Raw genomic sequence first — 19625 nt, 5'->3', positions numbered from 1 at the left:
CCTGCGACGGGTTGATGACATTCTGGTGATTCCTCATTCCGGTAATCCCCATCGTTTCATGGGGTACCGCTGTCCGAAATCTCCAGGGCAGCCCAGACAACTCACCACCGCCACCGACGCTGCAGGACGGGCCCTGGCCTTCGCCTACAACGCCGGCGGCAGGATCGCCACCGCCACCGACCCCGCGGGACGGGTCTTTTCCTACCAATACGACAGCGCGGGGCGGCTGACCTCCTACACTGCCCCCGGCGGCGCTGTTACTGGGTACGGCTACAACGGCTCCAACCTACTCACCTCCATCACGGATCCCCGCGGCACGGCCACTGTCAACAACTACGACCAAGCGCAGCGAGTCATCAAACAAACGACGCCGGCCGGGGACCTGCTCCTCTCCTACGGGGTCGACGGCTCCGATGGGCAGATGACCATCACATCCCCGGGCGGGCGGGTCACGAAGGAAACCTACCGGTCCGGGCAACTAATCAAGCGCATCGCCGGTGCCGGCTCCGCGCAGCAAGGCACATGGCTCTACGCCTATGACCAGAACACCTTCGAAATCACCAACGTCACCGACCCTCTGGGCCATGTCACCACGGCCACGTATGACGGCGCCGGGAACCGGCTCACCGCCACGGACCCCGCCGGCCACCAGCGGTCCTGGACCTACAACACCCTGAACCAGGTCACCACCGCCACGGACGCCGCAGGGACCGTCACCACCTACAGCTACGACGCCGCGGGCAACCCGTTGAGCATCTCCACCCCACTGACCGGGACCTCCCAGACCGCGACCACCAGCTACGCGCATACCGACACCTCCCACCCGGGCGACATCACCGCCATCACCGACCCCGACGGACACACCACCACCCTCACCCATGGCTCCGCCGGATCGCTGGCCTCCACCACCGACCCGCTGGGAAACACCACCTCGTTCACCTACGACGTCCTCGGCCGCCGCCTGACCACGGTCAACCCCCGCGGCAACACAACCACGAACAACTACGACACCGCAGGGCACCTGTCCACGGTCACGGACCCGCTGAGCCACCCCATCACCTACACCTACGACGCGGACGGGAACCTGACCGCCGTCACCGATGCCAACGGTCACTCAACCGTCACTGCCTACGACACCCTCAACCGGCCCACCACCGTGACCAACCCCGACAGCACCGCCACCACCACCGGCTACGACGCCGACGGCAACCGCACCAGCACCACCGACCCAGCCGGGCGATCGACCAGCTATGCCTACGACGCCCTGAACCGGCTGACCTCCTCCACGGACCCGCTCAACAGGACCACGAGCTACGCCTACGACGCCGCCGGGCACCCTGTCACCGTGACGGACCAGTCCGGGCGCACCACCACCAACACCTTTGACACCGCCGGGAACCGGACCGGCACCAGCTACTCCGGTGGTGCCACCCCGAACGAGACCTTCACCTACACCGCAACCGGGCACCGCGCCACCATGGCCGACGGCACCGGCACGACCACCAACAGCTACGACTCCCTCGGCAGGCTCGCCGCCTCCACCAACGGCGCCGGACAAGCCACGGGATACACCTACGACCTCGCCGGGCACCTCACCGCCCTCGCCTATCCGAACGGACAAACGGTCACCCGCGCCTACGACACCGCCGGACACCTCACAGGTATCACCGACTGGACAGGGCACACCACCACGTTCACCCCGGACGCCGACGGCAACACCGCCTCAACCGTCTACGGCAACGGCGTCACAGCCGCTACAACAGTCGATGCAGCCGACCATCTCAGTGCCATCACCGACACCGGCCCGGGAAGCACCGCCCTGGCATCCTTCGCCTACACCCGTAGCCCCGTCGGCGCCCTGGCCGCGGCAACCTTCACCGGGATCACCCAACCGGCCGAGAACTACAGCTACACCAGCCGCGACCAGCTCGCCGCTGTCAACACCGGCACCTACACCTACGACCCGGCCGGAAACACCACCACCCTCGCCACCGGGGCGACCCTCACATACGACGCCGCCAGCCAGCCCACCGGCTACATAGCCTCCGGAACCACCACGGCGATCACCTACGACACCCAAGGCAACCGGCTCACAGGCCCCGCCCCCGGAGGCACCGCCGCCACCTACACCTGGGACCAGGCCAACCGGCTCACCGCCGCCAACGGCACTACCTACGCCTACAACGCCGACGGCCTCCGCACCGCCCGCACCCCCGCCACCGGCCCAGCCCAGCACTACGCCTGGGACACCCGCGCCGGGGTGCCCCTCATGCTCACCGACGGGACCACCAGCTACCTCTATGACGACGCGGGCAACCCCGTCGAACAGATCGACGCAACCGGGACCGCCCTCTACTACCAGCACGACCAATACGGCTCCACCAGACTCCTCACCGACCAAACCGGCGCCGTCGCCACCAGCTACACCTACGACGCCGACGGCAACCTCAACACCAAAACCGGAACCGCCGACACCCCCTTGCGCTGGAACGGACAAGCCCAGGACATCGACACTGGCCTCTACTACCTCCGAGCCCGCTACTACGACCCCACAACCACCCAATTCCTCAGCGTCGATCCCCTCACCGCGGCGACAGGGGAACATTACAATTTCGGTTCCGGAGACCCGGTAAACCGGAATGACCCCACCGGAATGATTTCCGTCGGATTTTGCTTGTCAGCCAGTGCCGGACTCTTCTTCGGCGGATTCGGACAAGTCTGCGTCGTAGGGGCCAGAAACGACGTTGATGGCTCGCTCACAGTCGGCTTCACGGAAACAGGCGGAGCCGGAGTGCAAACCCCCTCCCTTTCAGCCGGAGCCAATATACAAGTAAGTTCAGCACGAACAGTGGATCAGCTAGGAGGCCCCTATACATACGGCGGCCTGTCAGTACTGGAACCTGCCAGCATCGGCGGCGGCGCCTTCGGTGGCAAGAGCTGCGGAGCCCCCGGCGACCACGTCATCGGTGGGGAACTGAACGTTGACGTCGGCTTCTCGGCTCTACTCCCGACCCCACTCCCGGCAGAGATCCACGGCGGCAGGAGCATCACAACGACACAATCATCCGCACCAATTCCATGGTCACCACTGATGCCAATCCCAGGAATCCTCTAAAATGAACATCCCACCTCAAAGTCCTGGAATCGGACCTCCTAGCCGCGCTCTTCAGATGCCTGGTGTTAGCGCTGGCATCTACATCTCTGATCACTGACCGGGGGTGAAGCCAGTTTTCTCCTCTAAGACAGCCGATTGGAGGAAGACTAAGACATACCGACTGCAATCCGAAGAGGGACCGATGGAATATGTTTTCAGGGGTGGGCTCGCAATCCCCGGGCGGTTCAGGATCATTGGACCCTGGGTCATCCTCACCATGAGCCCCTCGCAGCTTGAGTTCCGGTTGAGAGCCCGGTGGCTCGCACGCCACTTCGGCCCTTGGCGGCTCGAGCGTTCCGCCGTCCGCGAGATTTATCCGGGGCGTCCTCATGTCGTTTATTTGTGGACGCGGGTGAACTTCCTCGCCAAGGAGAACATGCCGTGGATATTTCTAGCTGAATGGCCGGAGGGCGTCCTTGGAGCAGCGGAAGAGCTCGGGTACCCGGTTCGATATGACGACCGGATCCGGTGACGGCGCACCTTCACCTGGCGGTAGCTCCCTCGGTCCTCTACCAGGGTGAGTTCATCTTGACGACGTTGGATCTTTGCGAACATGGGGCCGGACATCTCGTTCAGTGAGCTGTTATGGAACCGGCAAGAGGGATAGTGGCTGAACGGGGGAGACGTCAGAGTACGCTATACGACCAGATTCTCCATTCGTCGGGAAAACACCTAACCAACCGTCCCGGGTACAGCGATACTCTGGCACAGGAAGACCTCCCAGATTGACTCGTCCCGCTCAAGCGTTACGAGGACTGCAGTTACGCGGTGGATTGGGAGACAGAATGCAGTCTTGCCGCTGCGAGACGTCGTCTGACCTGAACCCACGGGAAACCCAGTGCTCTTGTAGCTGTCCTGAGCCGCCAAGTTTGAAGGACCGGTTCGTGCGATTGTGGTGGAGTGACTGCGCTCATTGAGGAATGGACTTTGGTTGGGCGCGATTTTGACCTGCTCGGTCAGATGCCTGGTTCCACGCGCCTGGGGCCGCGTTGTTGCTCAAGTTCTTCGAGAATGAGGCAAGATTCCCAGGCGGGGCTGATGAGTTCGACCCCGCGGCGGTGGATTATGTTTCCGAGCAGGTAGGAGTCAAGGTTCAAGATTTTGGGGCCTATGTCCAAATTAGGCACGGAACATCCAGCGGATTCTCCAAGAACGCCCCAAGAAAACGGGCAGTTTGTGACCTGGACGGCAAATCCAAGCCGGCGCTGCTCACCACGACGCTTGCCGATCAAGCACGGTCCGTGTCGTCCAGGAAGAAATAACGTTCCAAGTCAGACCGCACCGGAACACCCTGGAAACGACCGTACCCAGCCATCTGGGCATCACTGAGGAAATCCAAAGCCATGCAGCGATCGTACCGGCACCTAAAAAGCGGTCTTACCGCTAACCGCTGTTCAGTTCCTACTCAATCCCGGAGACCTATAGTCCATGGGCCTACGCCGCACTCGGCGTTGTGGCACTCTCCCTCGGCTTGGTCCTTGCCGTGGACTACCACGGTTGGGTGTCGCCGGGGTGTCCTCTAGTCTCGAGGGCTGGGTCCGGCGGGGAGGCGATTGATATTCCGCCGCGCGCAACAACAGATTTCAGGGTACAGAAGATCTGCGCGGCGGTCATCGGCCCGCGCGCGCAACCGACCGCTGCGGTGGTCGGTCTTCCGGTTGCCGGGCGGCTGCGGATTGTCGGCCGCTCCACTCCCCTGTCGGCGCATGCCGGCAGATCCCTTGCGATGCATTTGCGGGCATCTCGCGGGGATCATCCGTGGCCGGAAGAGATCACCGAGACGATGTTGGACAGGTTCAGCAAAGAACGGGGCACGGTGCGTCTGACGCTGGTGGAACCGCTTGTCGTGGAAGTCTCGGCGGACGTGGCGTGGTCCGGCCGCTCGTTCCGGCATCCAGTGCGCCTGCTGCGGGTCCGACCCGAGTTGCACCCGGATGAGGTTTCATCACCCTTCGATATCCCCTGAAATTCAAGGGACTCAGAATGACGATAAGAGTTTGATGTCAGACGCCACAAGTGAAGGCTTCCGCCATGTCTCAATGCTGTATTGAATGCAGCAACGAGTGAGCCGACGTTTGGGAACGGATTGGCAGGCACCGGCACCACTCGCACTAGTCAAGGACCTCAGTCTTCTGAATCCCGAGACTGCACAGCAACCCAACGGTGACACCAGAAAACGCCAGAACTCCGCCTTAAGATGATTGCGCGGCTGGCGCCAGCCGCGCGGCAGCTGATCGTCGATCGTAGACCCGCTGCAGTGGGACGGTCAGCAAAATAATCAACAGCGCGTAGAAGTTGACGGCCGGCACGAGCACTCCCACGATAAGGGCGATGAAGAACCCGATCGTCGAAACGGCGTTGGAGAACACTTCGCGGCCGGGCATGGGATTCTCTTCCATCTCAAGCTGCGGATGCTTCCGGATCAAGAGCGTCATGGCCGTGAGCGTGAGGCTGCTCGCTGCCATCGTCCCGATGTAGACGCCGACCGAGAGGGGCGAAGTCCTGAACTGGGACACCATTTCCGTCGGCAGCGGCAACACCACCACCGTGAACGCCCAAAACAAGTTGAGCAACAGGAGTGGACTGCTGTAGGACCTGACATGCTCGAACGTCGAATGGTGGGCAAGCCAGAGCCGGGCGATCACCACGAAACTCAAGGCGAAGCCAGAGATCGCCGCGTAATTGTTCCCGATGAATTGCTCAGCACTCAACCCGTCGTGGGCCGCCTGGGTGACGGAGTCGACCAGCGGCAGCACGAGCAGAGTGATGGCGATAGCCGTCACGGCATCCGTGAAGAAAACAAGCCTGTCCAAGCCGCGGGTTGTTTGCATTCATTCAGTATGTTCCGACAACCGTCCGAAGCGAACTCGGCGTCCGCCACCGCGACCGGAACCCTCACCGGAGTCCGGGGTGGTTGGTGCAGGTGACTAAAACGCAGGATTTGCGCAAGGCTTGCCAAGGACTTGCCTAGTACTTTCTCATCTTGGTCGGATCCAGCCGCGCGGCGGCTGCGGGCGGGGCATGATGGTTCCGGGCACCGTTCCTGCGCACGTTCATTGGGGGCTTTCTGTTGATGAGAGAGAAGGAACGTGGCGCGGTCGCGGTTATGGTGGCGCTGCTCATGGTCGTGCTGCTCGGGTTCGCGGCGATCGCCGTCGACGAAGGCATGCTTTAAGCCCAGAAGGCCCAGATGCAGAACGGTGCGGATGCGGCGGCATTGGCTATCGCCCAGGACTGCGCCAAACGGGGCACCGCACTGTGTGTGTCGGCAGCCTCCGGGACCGCCCTGCAGCTCGCGAAAGCCAATAGCAACAGCGGCATGGCCGACGCGCCGGCGCCGTCGTTTCCTTCACCCGGCACTGTCGTAGTGACATCGGCCGCCAGAGACGCTAACGGCAGCGGGGTAACGCTCTTGTTCGCGAGAATTTTCGGCATTCCGCGTGCCGACGTCCCGGCCTCCTCCACCGCGAAGTGGGGGTCCCCGTCCGGACTCACGACCGCACTGCCCGTGACCTTCTCCGAATGCCAGTTCGACCTCTCCGGCACGGTGCAGCTGCTGTCCCTCCACGGATCCACCACATGTGTCAGCGACAGCCCGTCCGGACAGATCGTTCCCGGCGGCTTCGGCTGGCTGACGCCGGACACCTCTGCCGTCTGCGGATCAACGGTGACCATCGCCAATCCGGCAGTTTCGTCGAAGAACGGCGATAGCATGCCGAACCAGCAGCTGTGCAAGCCGGCGTTCACGTCCCTGGAAGGCCAGACGGTCCTTCTGCCGGTCTTCGACAGTATCGATGCCAGCGGAAATTTCCATATCAAGGGCTTCGCCGCGTTCCAGATCCTTGGATTCAACTTCCCGTCCCAGTCCTGGAACAACACTGGAACGCCAAGCTGCAGAGGCTCGTGCACGGGGATCATCGGTAAGTTCGTCAAATTCGTCTCACTCGCCAGCCTCCCCACGGGAGGAGCTGATCTTGGTGCGGAGACAGTGAAGCTCGGCCTGTAGGAGTCCGCGGCCATGACTTCCAGACCCGCAAGTCCCGTGGCGGAGACATGGACCTACCTGCCGGTCCGTCGCACACGGACGAAAGCGACCGCGGGGGTGCCGTCGTTTCGGTGCGTCACGCCCGGATTCCATCGCGGTGTGTGCGACAGTGACCACTCAACTGAAAACAGATTCCGGCGGACCGGCGGTACCTGGCAATGAACCTTGACACTGAAAGCCTCTGGGTGGCGTTCGCCGTGGTGGCATTCACGCTGGGCGTCCTGTTCTACTTCGCGGACTTCCGAAGCACCCGGTCCCCGTACAGTGCGTGGTGGTGCGTTTCAATGGCCCTGTTCCTGGCCGGATCCGCCACCTTCCTGCTCGAGGAGACCCCCAACCGCTGGCTGGCCAACCCTGTCGGGAACGCTCTGCTGGTGGGCGGGGCAGCCTCAATCTGGGCCAGCGCCCGCTCCCTGAGAGCAGTCCCGGCTTCTGCCTGGATACTGGCGGGAGGACCGGCATGCTCCGCGCTGGCCGCCGCCGTGGACAGCCCGGCCACCAATCCCTGGGCCGGTGATCTGGTGTTCCTGGTCATGATGTGCCTGATGATCGGGCTCGCAGCCCGGGAGCTGGCGTTGGGAGACACGGAAGTCTCAAGGCTCCGTATGGCCATGGCGATCGCCGCCGCTTCGGTCGCCGCGTTCTATTTCTGCCGCCTCCTCGCCTTCGTTCTCGACGGCCCCCGCGGATCCTGGTACAACACCTATGTCGGCCCGGCGCCCACAACCCTGATGGGCATGGCCTTCCTGGCGGTCGCCTCGTTCAGCATGTTCGCGCTCAGCAGCGAGAACCAGACCAAAGTCCTCAGGACCGCCGCAACCCAGGACGGACTTACCGGGCTCCTCAACCGTGCCGGATTCCTTGACGCGGCCGGCGACAGGCTCCGAAGGTTCCGCGTGGACGGCAACCACGGCGCCCTGGTCCTGGCGGACCTTGACCACTTCAAATCCATCAACGACAACCACGGGCACGCGGCAGGGGACACAGCCTTGAAGGCCTTCGCTGGAGCGTGCAGGGCAGCAGTCCGTTCCGGGGACCTCGCCGGACGGATGGGAGGAGAGGAATTCGTTCTTCTCCTGCCCGGGGTCAGTGCCCTGAGGGCACAGGCGATCGCCGCCGACATCAGTGACCGCTTTGAAGCCGCGGGCGCGGCGGCCGGTTTCACGATGCCCACGGCCAGCTACGGCATCATCCCCATCGAGGAAGACGCCGCGGATCTGGAGCAACTCATCTCCGCCGCGGACATCGCCTTGTACATAGCCAAAAGCCTCGGCCGGAACCGCTCAATCATCGGGGCCTCCTACACCTAGCCTTGGGCGCGGGACTCATGGGCCGGCCGATCCCCGACGTCCACCGTGGCTAATGAGCCGGCTACTCGCTTCCACTACCCGGAAGGTACAGAGTGGCCGCCCCGACCACTCGAAAACTACTTGATCGAAAACTTAGCCAAACTTGAAGAATTCCTTGCGGGGTCCTTGCAGCTTCCTAAAACTCAACGTGGAAAGTAGAAATCAACGGACAGCAAAGTCCCGGTCTCACGGGCTTCAAGAAACGGAAAACATCATGGGTCTCAACCTGAAAACCACCACCGGCAAAGTCATTGCATCCCTGGCCCTGGTCGGCACTGCTGCCGGCGTGGCGGGACTGGGAACCTACGGTGCCTTCACCTCCAGCACCTCGGCCAGCAACACCGTCGCCTCCGGCACCGTCAACATCGCACTCGGCGCATCCAACACCCCGGGGAACCGGCTCAGCGTCGCCGCTTCGGGTCTGGTCCCCGGCGACACCGTGCAGCGCACAGCCACCCTGAGCAACGCCACCGGCAACCAGGGGCTCTCGGCGATCACCCTGACCACCTCGGCCCTGCCGACCTCGAAGCTGGACACTGACGCGACCAACGGACTGCAGATGGTTATCGACAACTGCTCCGTCCCGTGGACCGAGGCCGGCACCGCCCCCGCCTACACCTACACCTGCTCCGGCACCACCACCTCGGTACTGGCTTCCCACGCCGTCACCGGGTCGAACCTCGCCCTGAACAACCTCAACACGGTCAACGCAGGCCAGACCGACAACCTGCGGGTCACGCTGACGCTGCCGTCAACGGCAGACAACACCTTCCAGGGCCTGAGCAGCACCGTCGCTTTCAACTTCACGGGCACCCAGCGCACCGCAACCAGCAAGTAAATAGCCATACCCCGGCCCTCCGCCGTCGCATCCAGCAGAAGTACCGCGACGCGGAGGGCCACCCTTAGGAACGGAACCCCCAGCCATGACCGCATCACTGTTCCGCGACACGCCACCGGTCACCCGGGCTGACGCGACGACGGCGACGCCGGCCACCGAAAAGCCGGGCACCAGGGATAAGCACGGCACTGGCTCGAGGATAGCCCGGTCCTTCGTTCGGCTCATCACGACCACGTTGATGGTCGCGGCGGTTGTCGCGTTCCTGTTCCTCGCCGTCGGGCCCCGCGTCTTCGGCTACGAGACCAGCACCATGCTCACCGGCTCGATGTCGCCGCTGATCAACCCGGGAGACGTGGTCGTCACCGTTCCCGTGGCGGTCCAGAACCTCAAGGTCGGGGACATCATCACCTACCACATTCCGGTGGAGGACCAGCGGGTGGAAACCCACCGGATCATCGACCTGGCAGCGAACAGCCAAGGCACCGCGACCGTCCGCACCAAGGGCGACGCGAACAACGGCGCCGACCCCTGGACAGCAACCCTGGCAGGAGGCCACGTGGACCGGCAGGTATTCACGGTTCCCTACCTCGGCAACGCAATCCGGGCACTTCGTGATCCCGTCGTCTTGAAGGTCCTGATGTATGGCGCTCCGGCCGCCCTGGTGGTCATGGTGCTCGTCTCCATCTGGCGGAAAAAGCCCGAACACGACGACGCCGCCAGCCAAGCGCTACGGGTTGACCGCCGGGCGGAACGCCTCCTGCCGGCCTTTGATCGCAGCCCCCTCAAGCGCCTGGCACGGGAGCTGAGAAGCAAGGAGGCCGCCGGGAACTTTGCGGCCACCTACACCAGGATGCTGCCACAACGGGTGGACCGGATCAGCGATGCGTTGAGCACCGGGAACAGTGAACTGGCCATGAACGCAGTGCTCAGCCTGAAAACCAGCTCCTCGATGGTCGGGGCACTCCGGATGGAACAGCACTGCGGCCGCCTGGAACGAGCCCTGGTGATGACCGATCACACCGCTGCGGTTGAAGCCGGCGAAGAAATACGGCGGCACCTGCCACAGTTGGAAAAAGCACTGGTCGCCACGAACGCCCGGCGCGCCGCCTGAGAATGTCCCGATAGAACCCAACCGGGCCCGCTGTTTTTGCCACATCAAAAGGTGAGAATGAGATCGGACCCCCGGGCCTGACAGAAAGCCGCCAACCTTGCGTAGAAGCCGAAGCACCGCCGACGTCGCGAAGACGCCTGCGTTGGGTCGGGTCGCGGCGGTCCTGGCGGCGGCTGCCATCCTGGTTTTCGCTCCCGGTATCGCCCAAGCTGCGTTCACTGGAATGGACTCCGATTCAACCAGCGTCGGGACGATGTCGCTGCCTGCACCACCGGCGCAAGTGTGATGGCCACCTGCGTGGCACGCAGCCTCAGCATCGTTGTTGTTAGCTACGGAACGGTGCCACGCGCCACGTCCTACGATTTCACGGTGGCGAACCCCGGCGGTGGCAATACGAAGACGACCGCCGGAACGTTCACCAAACCCAATGCAACGCAGGGCACCTGGACCTACCAGATCCACGGGCTGTACCAGGTATCAACCGGCAATGTGTGGATAGGTCAACCCTTCACGGGCACCGTCGTGTGCTGACTCCGCGGCGTTCTAGGTCATGCCCTGACCAACCTTGCGGATCCGATGGCGGCGCCTAATGAATCTTCCAGGTGAAGAAGCACTGTTAGCATTCGCGCATGGGTCAAGGTCTCTTTCAACGCATGGTCGGCATCGTCATCGCCGTCACGGTCGGCGGTGCGGCGGCCCTTTTGTCGTTCGCCATATCCGCGACGGGAAATTCAGCGGCCGAGTCGCGGGCCGAGGGCATCGTCCTGGGCGTCTGGAGGATTCTCTACGACTCGGAGGCGCCGCAACCCCGCGTGATTCTCGCGGCCATCGCCTTTGCACTTCTGCTCTCGGCCGGGGTGGCGTTGCTGGAGCGGCGCATCGCGAACAGATCACGCCGCTCCGCGAATCCCCGGACACCGCTGGCCCCGAAGATCGTCATGGCGGAAACCCGCGGCGTGTACGCCGGCCCGGTCACGGTGACCGTGCTGATCCCCGCACACAACGAAGAAGCTTCGTTGCCGGCCACCATTGCCTCCCTGATGTCTCAATCGCATCGCCCGGAACGCGTGATTGTGGTTGCCGACAACTGCACGGACGCAACTGCCGCCCTTGCCCGCGAGGCCGGGGTCGAGGTCTTCGAATCGGTGAACAACACGAAGAAGAAAGCCGGCGCACTCAACCAGGCACTGAAGTGGCTGCTCCCCGGCCAGGGCGATAACGACATCGTCATGGTGATGGATGCCGACACAAGCCTTGACGATGGGTTCCTGGAGGTCGCGGTTGCGCGGCTGAGCAATGACAGGGCCTTAATGGCCGTGGGGGGCCTCTTTTACGGGGAAGAGGGACACGGAATTGTCGGCCAGTTCCAGCGCAACGAATACATCCGGTACTCCCGTGAAATCGGACGACGGCGCGGCCGCGTCTTTGTGCTGACCGGCACGGCCTCGATCTTCCGTCCCCGCGCACTGCGCACCGTAGCCCGGGGCCGGGGTGAATCGATCCCGGGAATTCGCGGAGACGTATATGACACCGCATCCCTGACCGAGGACAATGAACTCACGATTGCCCTGAAGTCCCTCGGCGGCCTCATGATTTCCCCCATGCAATGCACCGTCGTCACCGAGTTGATGCCGAACTTCCGCACCTTGTGGGCACAGCGGCTCCGTTGGCAGCGGGGCGCCCTGGAAAACCTCGGGGCTTACGGCGCCACGCCCCAGACACTTCGCTACTGGGCACAGCAGTTCGGCATCGGCTACGGAGTGATTGCCCTCAGCGCCTACCTCCTGCTGGTCCTCTTGATGGTGCTGTCGCTCGATATCTGGGTCTGGTTCCCGTTCTGGCTGGGAATCGGCGTCGTCTTCTCGATCGAACGGGTTGTCACGGCGTGGAAGGGCGGCTGGCGGGCACGCTTCTTGGCCGTCACGCTCTTTCCGGAGCTGTTCTTCGATATGTTCCTCAACGTCGTTTATGTCAGGGGAATCATCGACATCTCCCTGGGCCGGCAAGCCAAATGGAAACACCTCAACCATGCACAGACCGGCGAAACTTCGAAGGTGCAGTGATCATGGCTATTTACGCTGCTCTTCCCGCCGGAATCCTGTTCCCCGAGGAACTCCTGCATTCCGACTGGTTCGCCGTCCTGGCGACCTTCGTTGCCATCAACACCCTGATGTACGGCGCGCTGGCCATCGCCAAAATCCTCCCGAAACTGCACCCGGGCGACTGGATCCGCACCCGGAACCAGCGTTCGGAGACCCGGAGCATCCACCCCGATGCCCCGGCCGTGAACGAGGCCACGGACTTCGTCAACACCCGGTCAAGACAAGGACCCGGGTCCGGCTAAGCCCATTGGGTAGCTCCCGTGGCTGGAGACTGGAATATCGACGGCTCGGAATAACGGACTCCACCAGGAGCGCGCCCGGGGCTGGCTCCCACCGATGTCCGGTTTCCGGACCATCTGGCCCGCTAGGCCTGTCCCATACCTGAGTTCTCCGGATCTGGGTGGACCGCAGCGGCGCGCCCGGGTTCCGGGGGCGCGCCGGGTCTTTTCTGTGGATGGTCGGGCCCGGGTTGTCCACAGTCTGTGGCTGGTTTGCCGCGGTGGTTGTGGGTATCGGGTGCACAACGCATCCGGGCTGCGGCGGCGGGCCGGTTGGGTGTCGTTCCTGGCTTCTAGGATGGTCTCCCCACTGGGTGAGGGAAGGGGAAGCATGGAGGATGGACGGCGGCCGCGGGCCAGTGCCTGGCAGATCGCCGGCGTCTGGATCGCGCCTGGGGCACTGCTGTTGACGGCGGCAAGGATGGGTCTGGAGCTGTGGCAGATGGCAGGGCATTGACCGGGGGGCTGGTTGGTGGTTAAGCAACCAGGGGCCGGCATGTGCCGGCCCCTGGGGTTTTCCCTCTGCAAAAGGAAATCTATGGATTCAGCTTAGCTGAACAGGTTGTTTCGTCCCTGACGACAATGCGGGTCCGGGTCGGTAGTGCCACCGGCCAGCTTCCTTCTGACATTGAGGTAGCGCGCGGCACTCCGGGGGCCGCGCTTGTTGGTGGCGGTGAACGGCGGGACGCCGCTCGTGACCAGCAGTGTTGGGTTCGCCGTGGTGCGGCGGCCCTCCCGACATTCGTTCGAGCCGGTTGGCCCGCGAAGAAAAGACCGGAGTGAAGAGAAAACCGGGGACGGGCCCGGGGAATCCGGTGCCGACGAGATAGGCCAGGTGGCTAGCGGCCCAGGAGAACGTTCACGTCTCCATCAACCCAGGCAGCGTCGGCGACGTTGCTCGTGACGAGCCAGACGCCGTCGACGCGCGCGACCCTCGACGTGTGTCGGTTCTTCATGAGGAAGTGGCGGCTGTGGTCGCCGGCCGGGAAATGGGCAGCCTCGATCAAGGTGGTGAGCACGACTTCACCATCCGTGACGGTGATTCGCGGGTTGGTGACCTGGTGGAAGGTGTCGAGGGCCCCGAGCGCGCCGATCAGGCCGCCAACGATCTGCTCGCGTCCCTCGAGCACCGGGAAGTCGATTCCGGAGAACCGGGCCGCGGGCCCGAAGTCGAACGTCGCGTCCTTGGCGAATGCGCTCGACAGCAGGTCGGAGTCGGCATTGTCCAGGCCGGCGCCGATCCGGTAGAGCAGGTCCGCGATGTCGAGGCGATCCTCGGCTGTGAGTGTGGCTGTCATGGTGTGTCCTTTGTTTGCGTGATACCGGATTGGAGGGGGCCTAGCTGTTGCGGAGGCCGCCGTCGACGGGAACGATCGCGCCTCAGGCGAGGAGCTCGGCGATTGCTCGCACGATGCCGCCGGTCGAGCCCGTGATGAGGGCGCTTTGTTCGGACGGCATGGTGTTCATTTCGGTGCCTTTCGGGTTGAGCGGGAGATGGTCGGGTGTCGGCGGCGGCCCCGACGCATGCCTGGGCCGCCGCCGCGGGTTGTTTAGACCGCGCCGTCGCCGCCGTCGACGGGGAGAATGACGCCGTGGATGTAGCGGGCGGCGTCGGAGACGAGGAACGCGACTCCGGATGCGATCTCGTCGGGCTGTCCGAGGCGTCCGGCCGGTGCGCCCGCGATCATGTCATTGAGGTTCGTGCCGAGGGGTGCGGTTCCTTCTGTTGCGATCGCACCCGGGCTGACCGCGTTGACGCGGACTCCGGCGGGGCCGAATTCCGCGGCCCAGGCTTTGGTGAGGAGTTCCACGGCTGCCTTGCTCGACCCGTAGAGCGCGGCGCCGGTCAGGCCTCGTGAGGCGAGGCCCGTCGAGATGTTGACGATTGCACCGTGGCCGCGCTCTGCCATCTTTGGCGCGAGAACGCCCGAGAGGATGAACGGAGCCTTGACGTTGACGTCGTACACGGCGTCGAATTGATCGTCGGTGAAGTCGGCGGTGGGTCCGAAGGGGTAGATTCCGGCGTTGTTGATCAGGATGTCGATGTGTCCGCCGCTGATCGTATGGGCTGTCTTCGCGAGTTCGCGGACGCTTGCGGGGTTGCCGAGGTCTGCGGCGACGAAGTCCGCGTTTCCGCCGGTGGACCGGATCTCCTGCACGGCCGTGTTGCCCCGGTCGGTGTCGCGGCCGGAGATGATGACGTGCGCGCCGAGCGCGACGAGAGCGTCTGCTGTCGCGCGGCCGATGCCGCTGGTTGATCCAGTGATGAGGGCGGTTTTTCCTGCTAGCTCGGGAGCCATGGTGGTGCCTTTCGTTTGTGCTGTTGTGAGTGAATCGGTGTTGGACGTTCGCGGCGGTGGCGCCGGCGAATTCTGGGTTAGAACTTGGCGGGGATGGCGTGTGTCTTTCCGAGGGCGACCCAGATGAGGGTTGGGATCATGATGATGAACGCGAGCCAGGGGATCGAGATGACCCCGAAGCCGGCGAGGAAGATGCCGCCGATGAGGCCGCCGAGGGCGATGCCGATGTTGAAGACGGTGACGATCATGGCCTGGGCCACGTCCGCGGCCGTTCCGGCGGCGCGGGAGCCTGCGGTGAGGAACAGTGCCGTGGCTCCGCCGAAGGTGAGGCCCCAGGCGGCGACGGCGACGTAGAGCAGGAGGGTGCCGGCGTCGGAGAGTGCGATCGCTAGGGCGGCGAGGGCGAATAGGGCCATGCTGGCCACGATCAGCTTCCGATGGTGCCGGTCGATGAAGGTGCCGATGATCCAGATGCTGAGAATGGAGGCGACACCGAAGGTGAAGAGCACCCACTGCAGCTGGTCGGCGATGCCGGCGTGGGCCACGAGCGGGCCGATGTAGGTGTAGAGGAGGTTGTGCGCGACGACGAAGCCTGCGAGGGTCCAGAGGATCGTGCGGATCCCGCGGAGCATAACGGCGTCTTTGAGCGTCACCCGGTCACCGAGTGCCTGGCCTTCGAAGTTGGGCAGTTTCCAGAGCACCCAGCCGACGAGTAGCACTGAGATGGCGGTGACAATGCCGAAGACCCACCGCCAGTCGACGACCGTGCCGAGGAACGCCCCGGCGGGAAGTCCCAGCGAGAGCGCGACCGGTGTGCCTGCCATCGCGATGGCGATCCCGCGGCCCTGCAGCTTGCCGGGGACGAGGCGGGCGGCGTAGCCGCCGATGTTCGACCAGATCAGGCCGGCCGCGATCCCCGCGACGAAGCGGGCTCCGAAGGCGAAGCCGATGGTGGGGGCCAGCGCCGTGGCGGTGTTGGCGAGGATGAAGCCGATCAGCGCGGCCAGTACGACGTTGCGTCGTCCCCACCTGGTCATGGCGGTGCTCAACGGGATCGCGCTGACCGCGGAACCGACCGCGTAGATCGTGATCGTTTGGCCGGTGAGTGACTCACTTTGGCCGAAGGCGCTGCTCATTTGCGGGAGCAGCCCCGCGGGCAGCGTCTCCGTCAACACGGACACAAATCCCGCAGTGAAGAGCGCGAACAGTCCGGCCAGCGGCAACTTGTCCCTGACGGCGCTTTGCGTCTGCGGGGCGAGAGTGGAGGTCATTTCCGGCGACCTTTCATTTTGGCATGTTCCTTCCAATTGGAGGATGTGCCAACACTGCGCCACTTATTTTGGAATGTCAAACCCAAAATAATGGTATGTACAATCCATAATGTGTTGACGTGTCTCCGCGCCACCCATCGCGTGAACCCCGCCCGGCGGCATGGACGCGACGAGCGGGGTCGCATCGGTCGCGCAGTTTCCGCGCAAGGCGCGACCCGGGGACTACTCGGCGGTCCTGGACGCGGCGATGTACCCCGGGGGCGCCCGGGAGCCGCTGCCCGATCCACTCACTACCCGTGAGGCAACTCCTCCGCCGACAGACGAACTATCGTCTGACCGGTGCGCCTTGTGAGCGCGTCGGTGTCAGTGACCGTCGCCGCCGAACCGGCGGTGCCAATTCCAGGCTGTCTGCCACGGACCGAAGGTCTCCGGCAGATCCCCTCAGGGGATCCCTGCCCGATACCGGAAGATGATGCCCTCGACCACCATCCGCCGGTGATCGCCCTAGCCGAATATGACGTCTTCGCTGGAGTAGAGGAACACTGTCTTCGACCGGTCCAGGAAGTTGGCCTCGTCCACGGCGATGACCGTGTCGTAGTAGTCGTTGACGAAGAGTGCTTTGGCCCCGGCAAGGTCGTCGACCCAGATTTCGGCAATCCCGTCGTATGAGGCGGACGGCAGGCCAGGGATCTGCTCGCCGGTGCTGTGGAGCTGTACGTATTTGCGGGCATTCTCGGCGTTCGCCGGCATCGCCGCGAGGAGCGGGGTGTGGATGTTCGTCCAGTATTCGTTGAATTCCTCGCGCGTGAGGTCTGCTCGGCGGGTGAGGAACACGTTCATCTTGATCATGATTTTCCGTTCATTCGGTTGGCTGCGCCCTGGCACCGCGCGGTGTAGCGGCCCTGTCAGCACATCGGCCTCAGTGGAGCGATCACGAGTGAAAGGGCACCCAGATCATCTTCACGACCACGTTCAGCATGCCCGACTTCACACTCGGATCGTCCGCGCTGATTTTGGTCGCTTCATCGAGATCTGAGGCCTTGAAGATTGTCATGCCACCGTCCTCCAGCACGCCGCTGAGGCCACCTACCTTCTCCATAAACGGGCCGCTGAGGACGGTCCGGCCGCTCTCCTGCAACTCGGTCATGTAGCCGACATGATCCGGGAAGTCGGGCTGCTCGTTGTACTTCACTCCCTGGACCCATTTCGGGCCCGGCGTTTGGAACGAGACAAAATAGTGGGGGCCGTTTTCGTCAATCATTGTTCAGACTCCAGCAGATAAGCAAAGGGCGATTCCAGCCCGTCATTTTGGAAAGCTCCTTCCAATTGAAGGATGTGCCAACACTGCATCAGTTGTTTTGGAATGTCAAACCCAAAATAATGGCATGTGTGATCCATAAGGTGTAGGGTGGTGACCATGGAAACAAAGACCCCGCGGGCGCCTGCGGTCTATTTCACGGCCAAAGGCCAGGCGACACGACAGAGAATCACCGAGGTGGCCGCGCGCCTGATGTTCGAGCGCGGCGTGGCAGGCACGAGCCTGGAGGATGTGTTTGCCGAGGCGGGCGTGAGCTCTTCCCAGATCTACCACTACTTCGGCGACAAGCACGGACTCATTCGCGCCGTCGTCCAATTCCAGGCGAAGGCGGCCCTGCTCTGCACCGATCCCCTGGCCAGCACACTCGATTCCTTCGAGGCGCTCCGGGCATGGGCTCGCTTTCACGTCGAGGTGCAGATAGAACGCCACTGCGTGGGGGGTTGCGCCTTTGGTTCACTCGTCAGCCAGGTCACCGAGATCGAGCCGGACACGCAGGCCGACTTCAGCGAAGGCTTCCAGACGTGGCAGGGCACCATCGCGTCCGGTCTGGCCGCCATGCGGGATCGCGGGGACCTTCCGGCAACGGCCGATCCCGACGACCTGGCCGTCTCGCTGTTCGCCGCTCTGCAAGGCGGATTGATCATGACCCAGGCGCAACGGAACCCGAGACTGCTCGAGATCGCGCTCGATACCGCGCTCAATCACATCGAGTCCCTCGCTCAAAGGACCCCGGAACTCGCATAGCCGGCTTGGTGGTGGCGAAGCGCGTCCGGTATTCGGTCGGCGTGATGCCCAGGTACCGGCCGAAAGCGCGGCGGAGGGTTTCGTCGCTGCCGAACCCGCTGCGCTCGGCCGCTGCGGTGATGCTGTGGCCATCGAGCACCAGTTGCCGGGCCCGGTCGAGGCGGACCCGTTCAACCCAGCGGGCCGGCGTGGTGCCCAGCTCCGCCTGGAACAGGCGGGTCAGGTGCCGGGCACTGACCGCTGCGGCCGCGGACATTGCCGGCAGCGTGTGCTCGGCCGTCGGATCGGCGTGCACTGCTGCGGTCAGCGACCGCAGCAGGCTGCTGCGGGCCGGAGGCATGGCAAGGGCCGTGGAAAACTGGGACTGCCCGCCCGGGCGCTGCATGAACACGACCAGCTCGCGGGCTATGTCCCGGGCTGACTCCGCCCCGTGGTCCTCCTCCACCAGCGACAGCGCCAGATCAATTCCCGCGGTGATGCCCGCCGAGGTGATGTACCGGCCGTCGCGGACATGGATGACATCCGGCTGCACGTGCACTCGGGGGTAGCGGCGGGCCAAGGTTTCGGTATGCCGCCAATGGGTGGTTGCCCGGCGGCGGTCGAGCAGGCCGAGCTCGGCAAGCACGAATGCACCGGTGCACACTGAAGCAACCCGTCCCGCCCGCTCAGCGAGCGTGCAGACGGTGGCCAGCAGCTCGTCGTCGAGGTCCGGTTCGGTGAGCCGGTCGGCGCCGACGACGACAACCGTGTCGAGGGGCCCGGCGTCGGCCGCCGCAGTGGTGCCCGCCATCACCAGCCCGGAGGATGCCGTGACACTGCCGCCGCGGGGGGAGACCAGGACCGACGTGTACGGGAGGCCGGCGCGGAGTGCCTGGTGCAGCACCTCGCCGGGACCGCTGACGTCGAGCATCGTCACGCCGTCGAAGACGATAAAGCCCACCCGCTGAGTCATGTCTGAAATTGTGGTTTTTGTGGCCGAACGGACATGGCACCACCCTACCCTGCCGGGCGAAGCTGGAAGAGACCACCAACCGAAGAGGAAAAGGAAAACAAGATGGCTGAATCGATCGTGGGCGTGGATATTCCCGACAGCGCTTTGGCGCGGGAGGCGACCG

At 64.0% G+C, this 19625-nt stretch carries 19 protein-coding genes and 2 pseudogenes; 12 read left to right on the top strand and 9 right to left on the bottom strand.

Annotated elements, in window-relative coordinates; all coding sequences use genetic code 11:
* Window positions 1-3115 (top strand): RHS repeat-associated core domain-containing protein (locus ABH924_RS23690; protein WP_404502818.1); only part of this gene is annotated, 3115 nt, incomplete at its 5' end.
* Between the two features lie 1165 nt (window positions 3116-4280).
* Here ABH924_RS23690 and ABH924_RS23685 read toward each other — a convergent pair.
* Window positions 4281-4499, bottom strand: a pseudogene (locus ABH924_RS23685) (DUF4158 domain-containing protein); the annotation flags it as partial.
* A gap of 126 nt (window positions 4500-4625) precedes the next feature.
* On the opposite strand from ABH924_RS23685, the gene ABH924_RS23680 reads away from it, so the two are divergent.
* Window positions 4626-5120 carry a hypothetical protein gene (locus ABH924_RS23680; protein WP_404502816.1) on the top strand — a complete coding sequence of 165 codons (495 nt, stop codon included), beginning with the start codon at window positions 4626-4628 and terminating at the stop codon, window positions 5118-5120.
* A gap of 226 nt (window positions 5121-5346) precedes the next feature.
* On the opposite strand, the gene ABH924_RS23675 is transcribed toward ABH924_RS23680, so the two are convergent.
* Window positions 5347-5985: a TMEM175 family protein gene (locus tag ABH924_RS23675; protein ID WP_404502814.1), complete on the bottom strand. Its 639-nt coding sequence runs from the start codon at window positions 5983-5985 to the stop codon at window positions 5347-5349.
* Between the two features lie 359 nt (window positions 5986-6344).
* Between ABH924_RS23675 and ABH924_RS23670 the strand changes: the two genes are divergently transcribed.
* The 9 genes from ABH924_RS23670 to ABH924_RS23630 all read left to right on the top strand — a co-directional run bounded on the left by ABH924_RS23670 (window position 6345) and on the right by ABH924_RS23630 (window position 13334).
* The gene (locus ABH924_RS23670; protein WP_404502812.1) at window positions 6345-7160 is read left to right on the top strand and encodes a hypothetical protein; all 816 of its coding nucleotides are present in this window, start codon (window positions 6345-6347) and stop codon (window positions 7158-7160) included.
* A gap of 197 nt (window positions 7161-7357) precedes the next feature.
* Window positions 7358-8509: a diguanylate cyclase gene (locus ABH924_RS23665; protein ID WP_404502810.1), complete on the top strand. Its 1152-nt coding sequence runs from the start codon at window positions 7358-7360 to the stop codon at window positions 8507-8509.
* Between the two features lie 253 nt (window positions 8510-8762).
* Window positions 8763-9386 carry a TasA family protein gene (locus tag ABH924_RS23660; RefSeq protein WP_404502808.1) on the top strand — a complete coding sequence of 208 codons (624 nt, stop codon included), beginning with the start codon at window positions 8763-8765 and terminating at the stop codon, window positions 9384-9386.
* A gap of 85 nt (window positions 9387-9471) precedes the next feature.
* Window positions 9472-10497 (top strand): signal peptidase I, encoded by a 1026-nt coding sequence (locus tag ABH924_RS23655; protein WP_404502806.1) that lies wholly within the window; start codon window positions 9472-9474, stop codon window positions 10495-10497.
* Between the two features lie 97 nt (window positions 10498-10594).
* Window positions 10595-10783 (top strand): hypothetical protein, encoded by a 189-nt coding sequence (locus ABH924_RS23650; RefSeq protein WP_404502804.1) that lies wholly within the window; start codon window positions 10595-10597, stop codon window positions 10781-10783.
* 11 nt (window positions 10784-10794) lie between these two features.
* Window positions 10795-11028 (top strand): hypothetical protein, encoded by a 234-nt coding sequence (locus ABH924_RS23645; protein WP_404502802.1) that lies wholly within the window; start codon window positions 10795-10797, stop codon window positions 11026-11028.
* 98 nt (window positions 11029-11126) lie between these two features.
* A complete protein-coding gene (locus tag ABH924_RS23640) occupies window positions 11127-12560 on the top strand; it encodes a glycosyltransferase (protein WP_404502800.1) in 1434 nt (477 codons plus the stop codon).
* A 2-nt stretch (window positions 12561-12562) separates the two neighbouring features.
* On the top strand, window positions 12563-12841 hold the full coding sequence (locus ABH924_RS23635; protein ID WP_404502798.1) for a hypothetical protein: 279 nt from the start codon (window positions 12563-12565) through the stop codon (window positions 12839-12841).
* Window positions 12842-13208: 367 nt separating this feature from the next.
* On the top strand, window positions 13209-13334 hold the full coding sequence (locus ABH924_RS23630) for a hypothetical protein (protein WP_404502796.1): 126 nt from the start codon (window positions 13209-13211) through the stop codon (window positions 13332-13334).
* Window positions 13335-13716: 382 nt separating this feature from the next.
* Here the strand turns inward: ABH924_RS23630 and ABH924_RS23625 are convergent, their stop codons facing one another.
* The 6 genes and pseudogenes from ABH924_RS23625 to ABH924_RS23600 all read right to left on the bottom strand — a co-directional run bounded on the left by ABH924_RS23625 (window position 13717) and on the right by ABH924_RS23600 (window position 17709).
* Entirely contained in the window at window positions 13717-14175 is a 459-nt protein-coding gene (locus tag ABH924_RS23625) for a nuclear transport factor 2 family protein (protein ID WP_404502794.1), read from the bottom strand.
* Window positions 14176-14427: 252 nt separating this feature from the next.
* Window positions 14428-15177, bottom strand: a complete 750-nt coding sequence (locus ABH924_RS23620; protein WP_404502792.1) for an SDR family NAD(P)-dependent oxidoreductase — start codon at window positions 15175-15177, stop codon at window positions 14428-14430.
* Window positions 15178-15254: 77 nt separating this feature from the next.
* Window positions 15255-16448: an MFS transporter gene (locus ABH924_RS23615; RefSeq protein WP_404502790.1), complete on the bottom strand. Its 1194-nt coding sequence runs from the start codon at window positions 16446-16448 to the stop codon at window positions 15255-15257.
* A gap of 369 nt (window positions 16449-16817) precedes the next feature.
* Window positions 16818-16940, bottom strand: a pseudogene (locus tag ABH924_RS23610) (transposase); the annotation flags it as partial.
* A gap of 12 nt (window positions 16941-16952) precedes the next feature.
* Complete coding sequence (locus ABH924_RS23605) at window positions 16953-17297, bottom strand: EthD domain-containing protein (RefSeq protein ID WP_404502788.1); 345 nt, start codon at window positions 17295-17297, stop codon at window positions 16953-16955.
* A gap of 82 nt (window positions 17298-17379) precedes the next feature.
* The gene (locus ABH924_RS23600) at window positions 17380-17709 is read right to left on the bottom strand and encodes a YciI family protein (RefSeq protein WP_404502786.1); all 330 of its coding nucleotides are present in this window, start codon (window positions 17707-17709) and stop codon (window positions 17380-17382) included.
* Window positions 17710-17865: 156 nt separating this feature from the next.
* Between ABH924_RS23600 and ABH924_RS23595 the strand changes: the two genes are divergently transcribed.
* Complete coding sequence (locus ABH924_RS23595) at window positions 17866-18510, top strand: TetR/AcrR family transcriptional regulator (RefSeq protein WP_404502820.1); 645 nt, start codon at window positions 17866-17868, stop codon at window positions 18508-18510.
* Here ABH924_RS23595 and ABH924_RS23590 read toward each other — a convergent pair.
* The gene (locus tag ABH924_RS23590; RefSeq protein ID WP_404502784.1) at window positions 18464-19462 is read right to left on the bottom strand and encodes a GlxA family transcriptional regulator; all 999 of its coding nucleotides are present in this window, start codon (window positions 19460-19462) and stop codon (window positions 18464-18466) included. The genes ABH924_RS23595 and ABH924_RS23590 overlap by 47 nt on opposite strands.
* Between the last annotated feature and the right edge of the window lie 163 nt (window positions 19463-19625).

The sequence above is a fragment of the Arthrobacter sp. GAS37 genome, assembly GCF_044908325.1.
Taxonomy (GTDB): domain Bacteria; phylum Actinomycetota; class Actinomycetes; order Actinomycetales; family Micrococcaceae; genus Arthrobacter; species Arthrobacter ramosus.
Note: the sequence above shows the minus strand (reverse complement) of the source record. Positions and strands in the feature narration are given on the sequence as shown.

What these genes read in the sequence shown, in the direction of transcription:
- ABH924_RS23675 (WP_404502814.1), bottom strand. Translation starts at nt 5,985, where the DNA reads ATGCAAACAACCCGCGGCTTGGACAGGCTTGTTTTCTTCACGGATGCC.
- ABH924_RS23670 (WP_404502812.1), top strand. Translation starts at nt 6,345, where the DNA reads ATGCAGAACGGTGCGGATGCGGCGGCATTGGCTATCGCCCAGGACTGC.
- ABH924_RS23665 (WP_404502810.1), top strand. Translation starts at nt 7,358, where the DNA reads ATGAACCTTGACACTGAAAGCCTCTGGGTGGCGTTCGCCGTGGTGGCA.
- ABH924_RS23660 (WP_404502808.1), top strand. Translation starts at nt 8,763, where the DNA reads ATGGGTCTCAACCTGAAAACCACCACCGGCAAAGTCATTGCATCCCTG.
- ABH924_RS23655 (WP_404502806.1), top strand. Translation starts at nt 9,472, where the DNA reads ATGACCGCATCACTGTTCCGCGACACGCCACCGGTCACCCGGGCTGAC.
- ABH924_RS23640 (WP_404502800.1), top strand. Translation starts at nt 11,127, where the DNA reads ATGGGTCAAGGTCTCTTTCAACGCATGGTCGGCATCGTCATCGCCGTC.
- ABH924_RS23635 (WP_404502798.1), top strand. Translation starts at nt 12,563, where the DNA reads ATGGCTATTTACGCTGCTCTTCCCGCCGGAATCCTGTTCCCCGAGGAA.
- ABH924_RS23630 (WP_404502796.1), top strand. Translation starts at nt 13,209, where the DNA reads ATGGAGGATGGACGGCGGCCGCGGGCCAGTGCCTGGCAGATCGCCGGC.
- ABH924_RS23625 (WP_404502794.1), bottom strand. Translation starts at nt 14,175, where the DNA reads ATGACAGCCACACTCACAGCCGAGGATCGCCTCGACATCGCGGACCTG.
- ABH924_RS23620 (WP_404502792.1), bottom strand. Translation starts at nt 15,177, where the DNA reads ATGGCTCCCGAGCTAGCAGGAAAAACCGCCCTCATCACTGGATCAACC.
- ABH924_RS23615 (WP_404502790.1), bottom strand. Translation starts at nt 16,448, where the DNA reads ATGACCTCCACTCTCGCCCCGCAGACGCAAAGCGCCGTCAGGGACAAG.
- ABH924_RS23605 (WP_404502788.1), bottom strand. Translation starts at nt 17,297, where the DNA reads ATGATCAAGATGAACGTGTTCCTCACCCGCCGAGCAGACCTCACGCGC.
- ABH924_RS23600 (WP_404502786.1), bottom strand. Translation starts at nt 17,709, where the DNA reads ATGATTGACGAAAACGGCCCCCACTATTTTGTCTCGTTCCAAACGCCG.
- ABH924_RS23595 (WP_404502820.1), top strand. Translation starts at nt 17,866, where the DNA reads ATGGAAACAAAGACCCCGCGGGCGCCTGCGGTCTATTTCACGGCCAAA.
- ABH924_RS23590 (WP_404502784.1), bottom strand. Translation starts at nt 19,462, where the DNA reads ATGACTCAGCGGGTGGGCTTTATCGTCTTCGACGGCGTGACGATGCTC.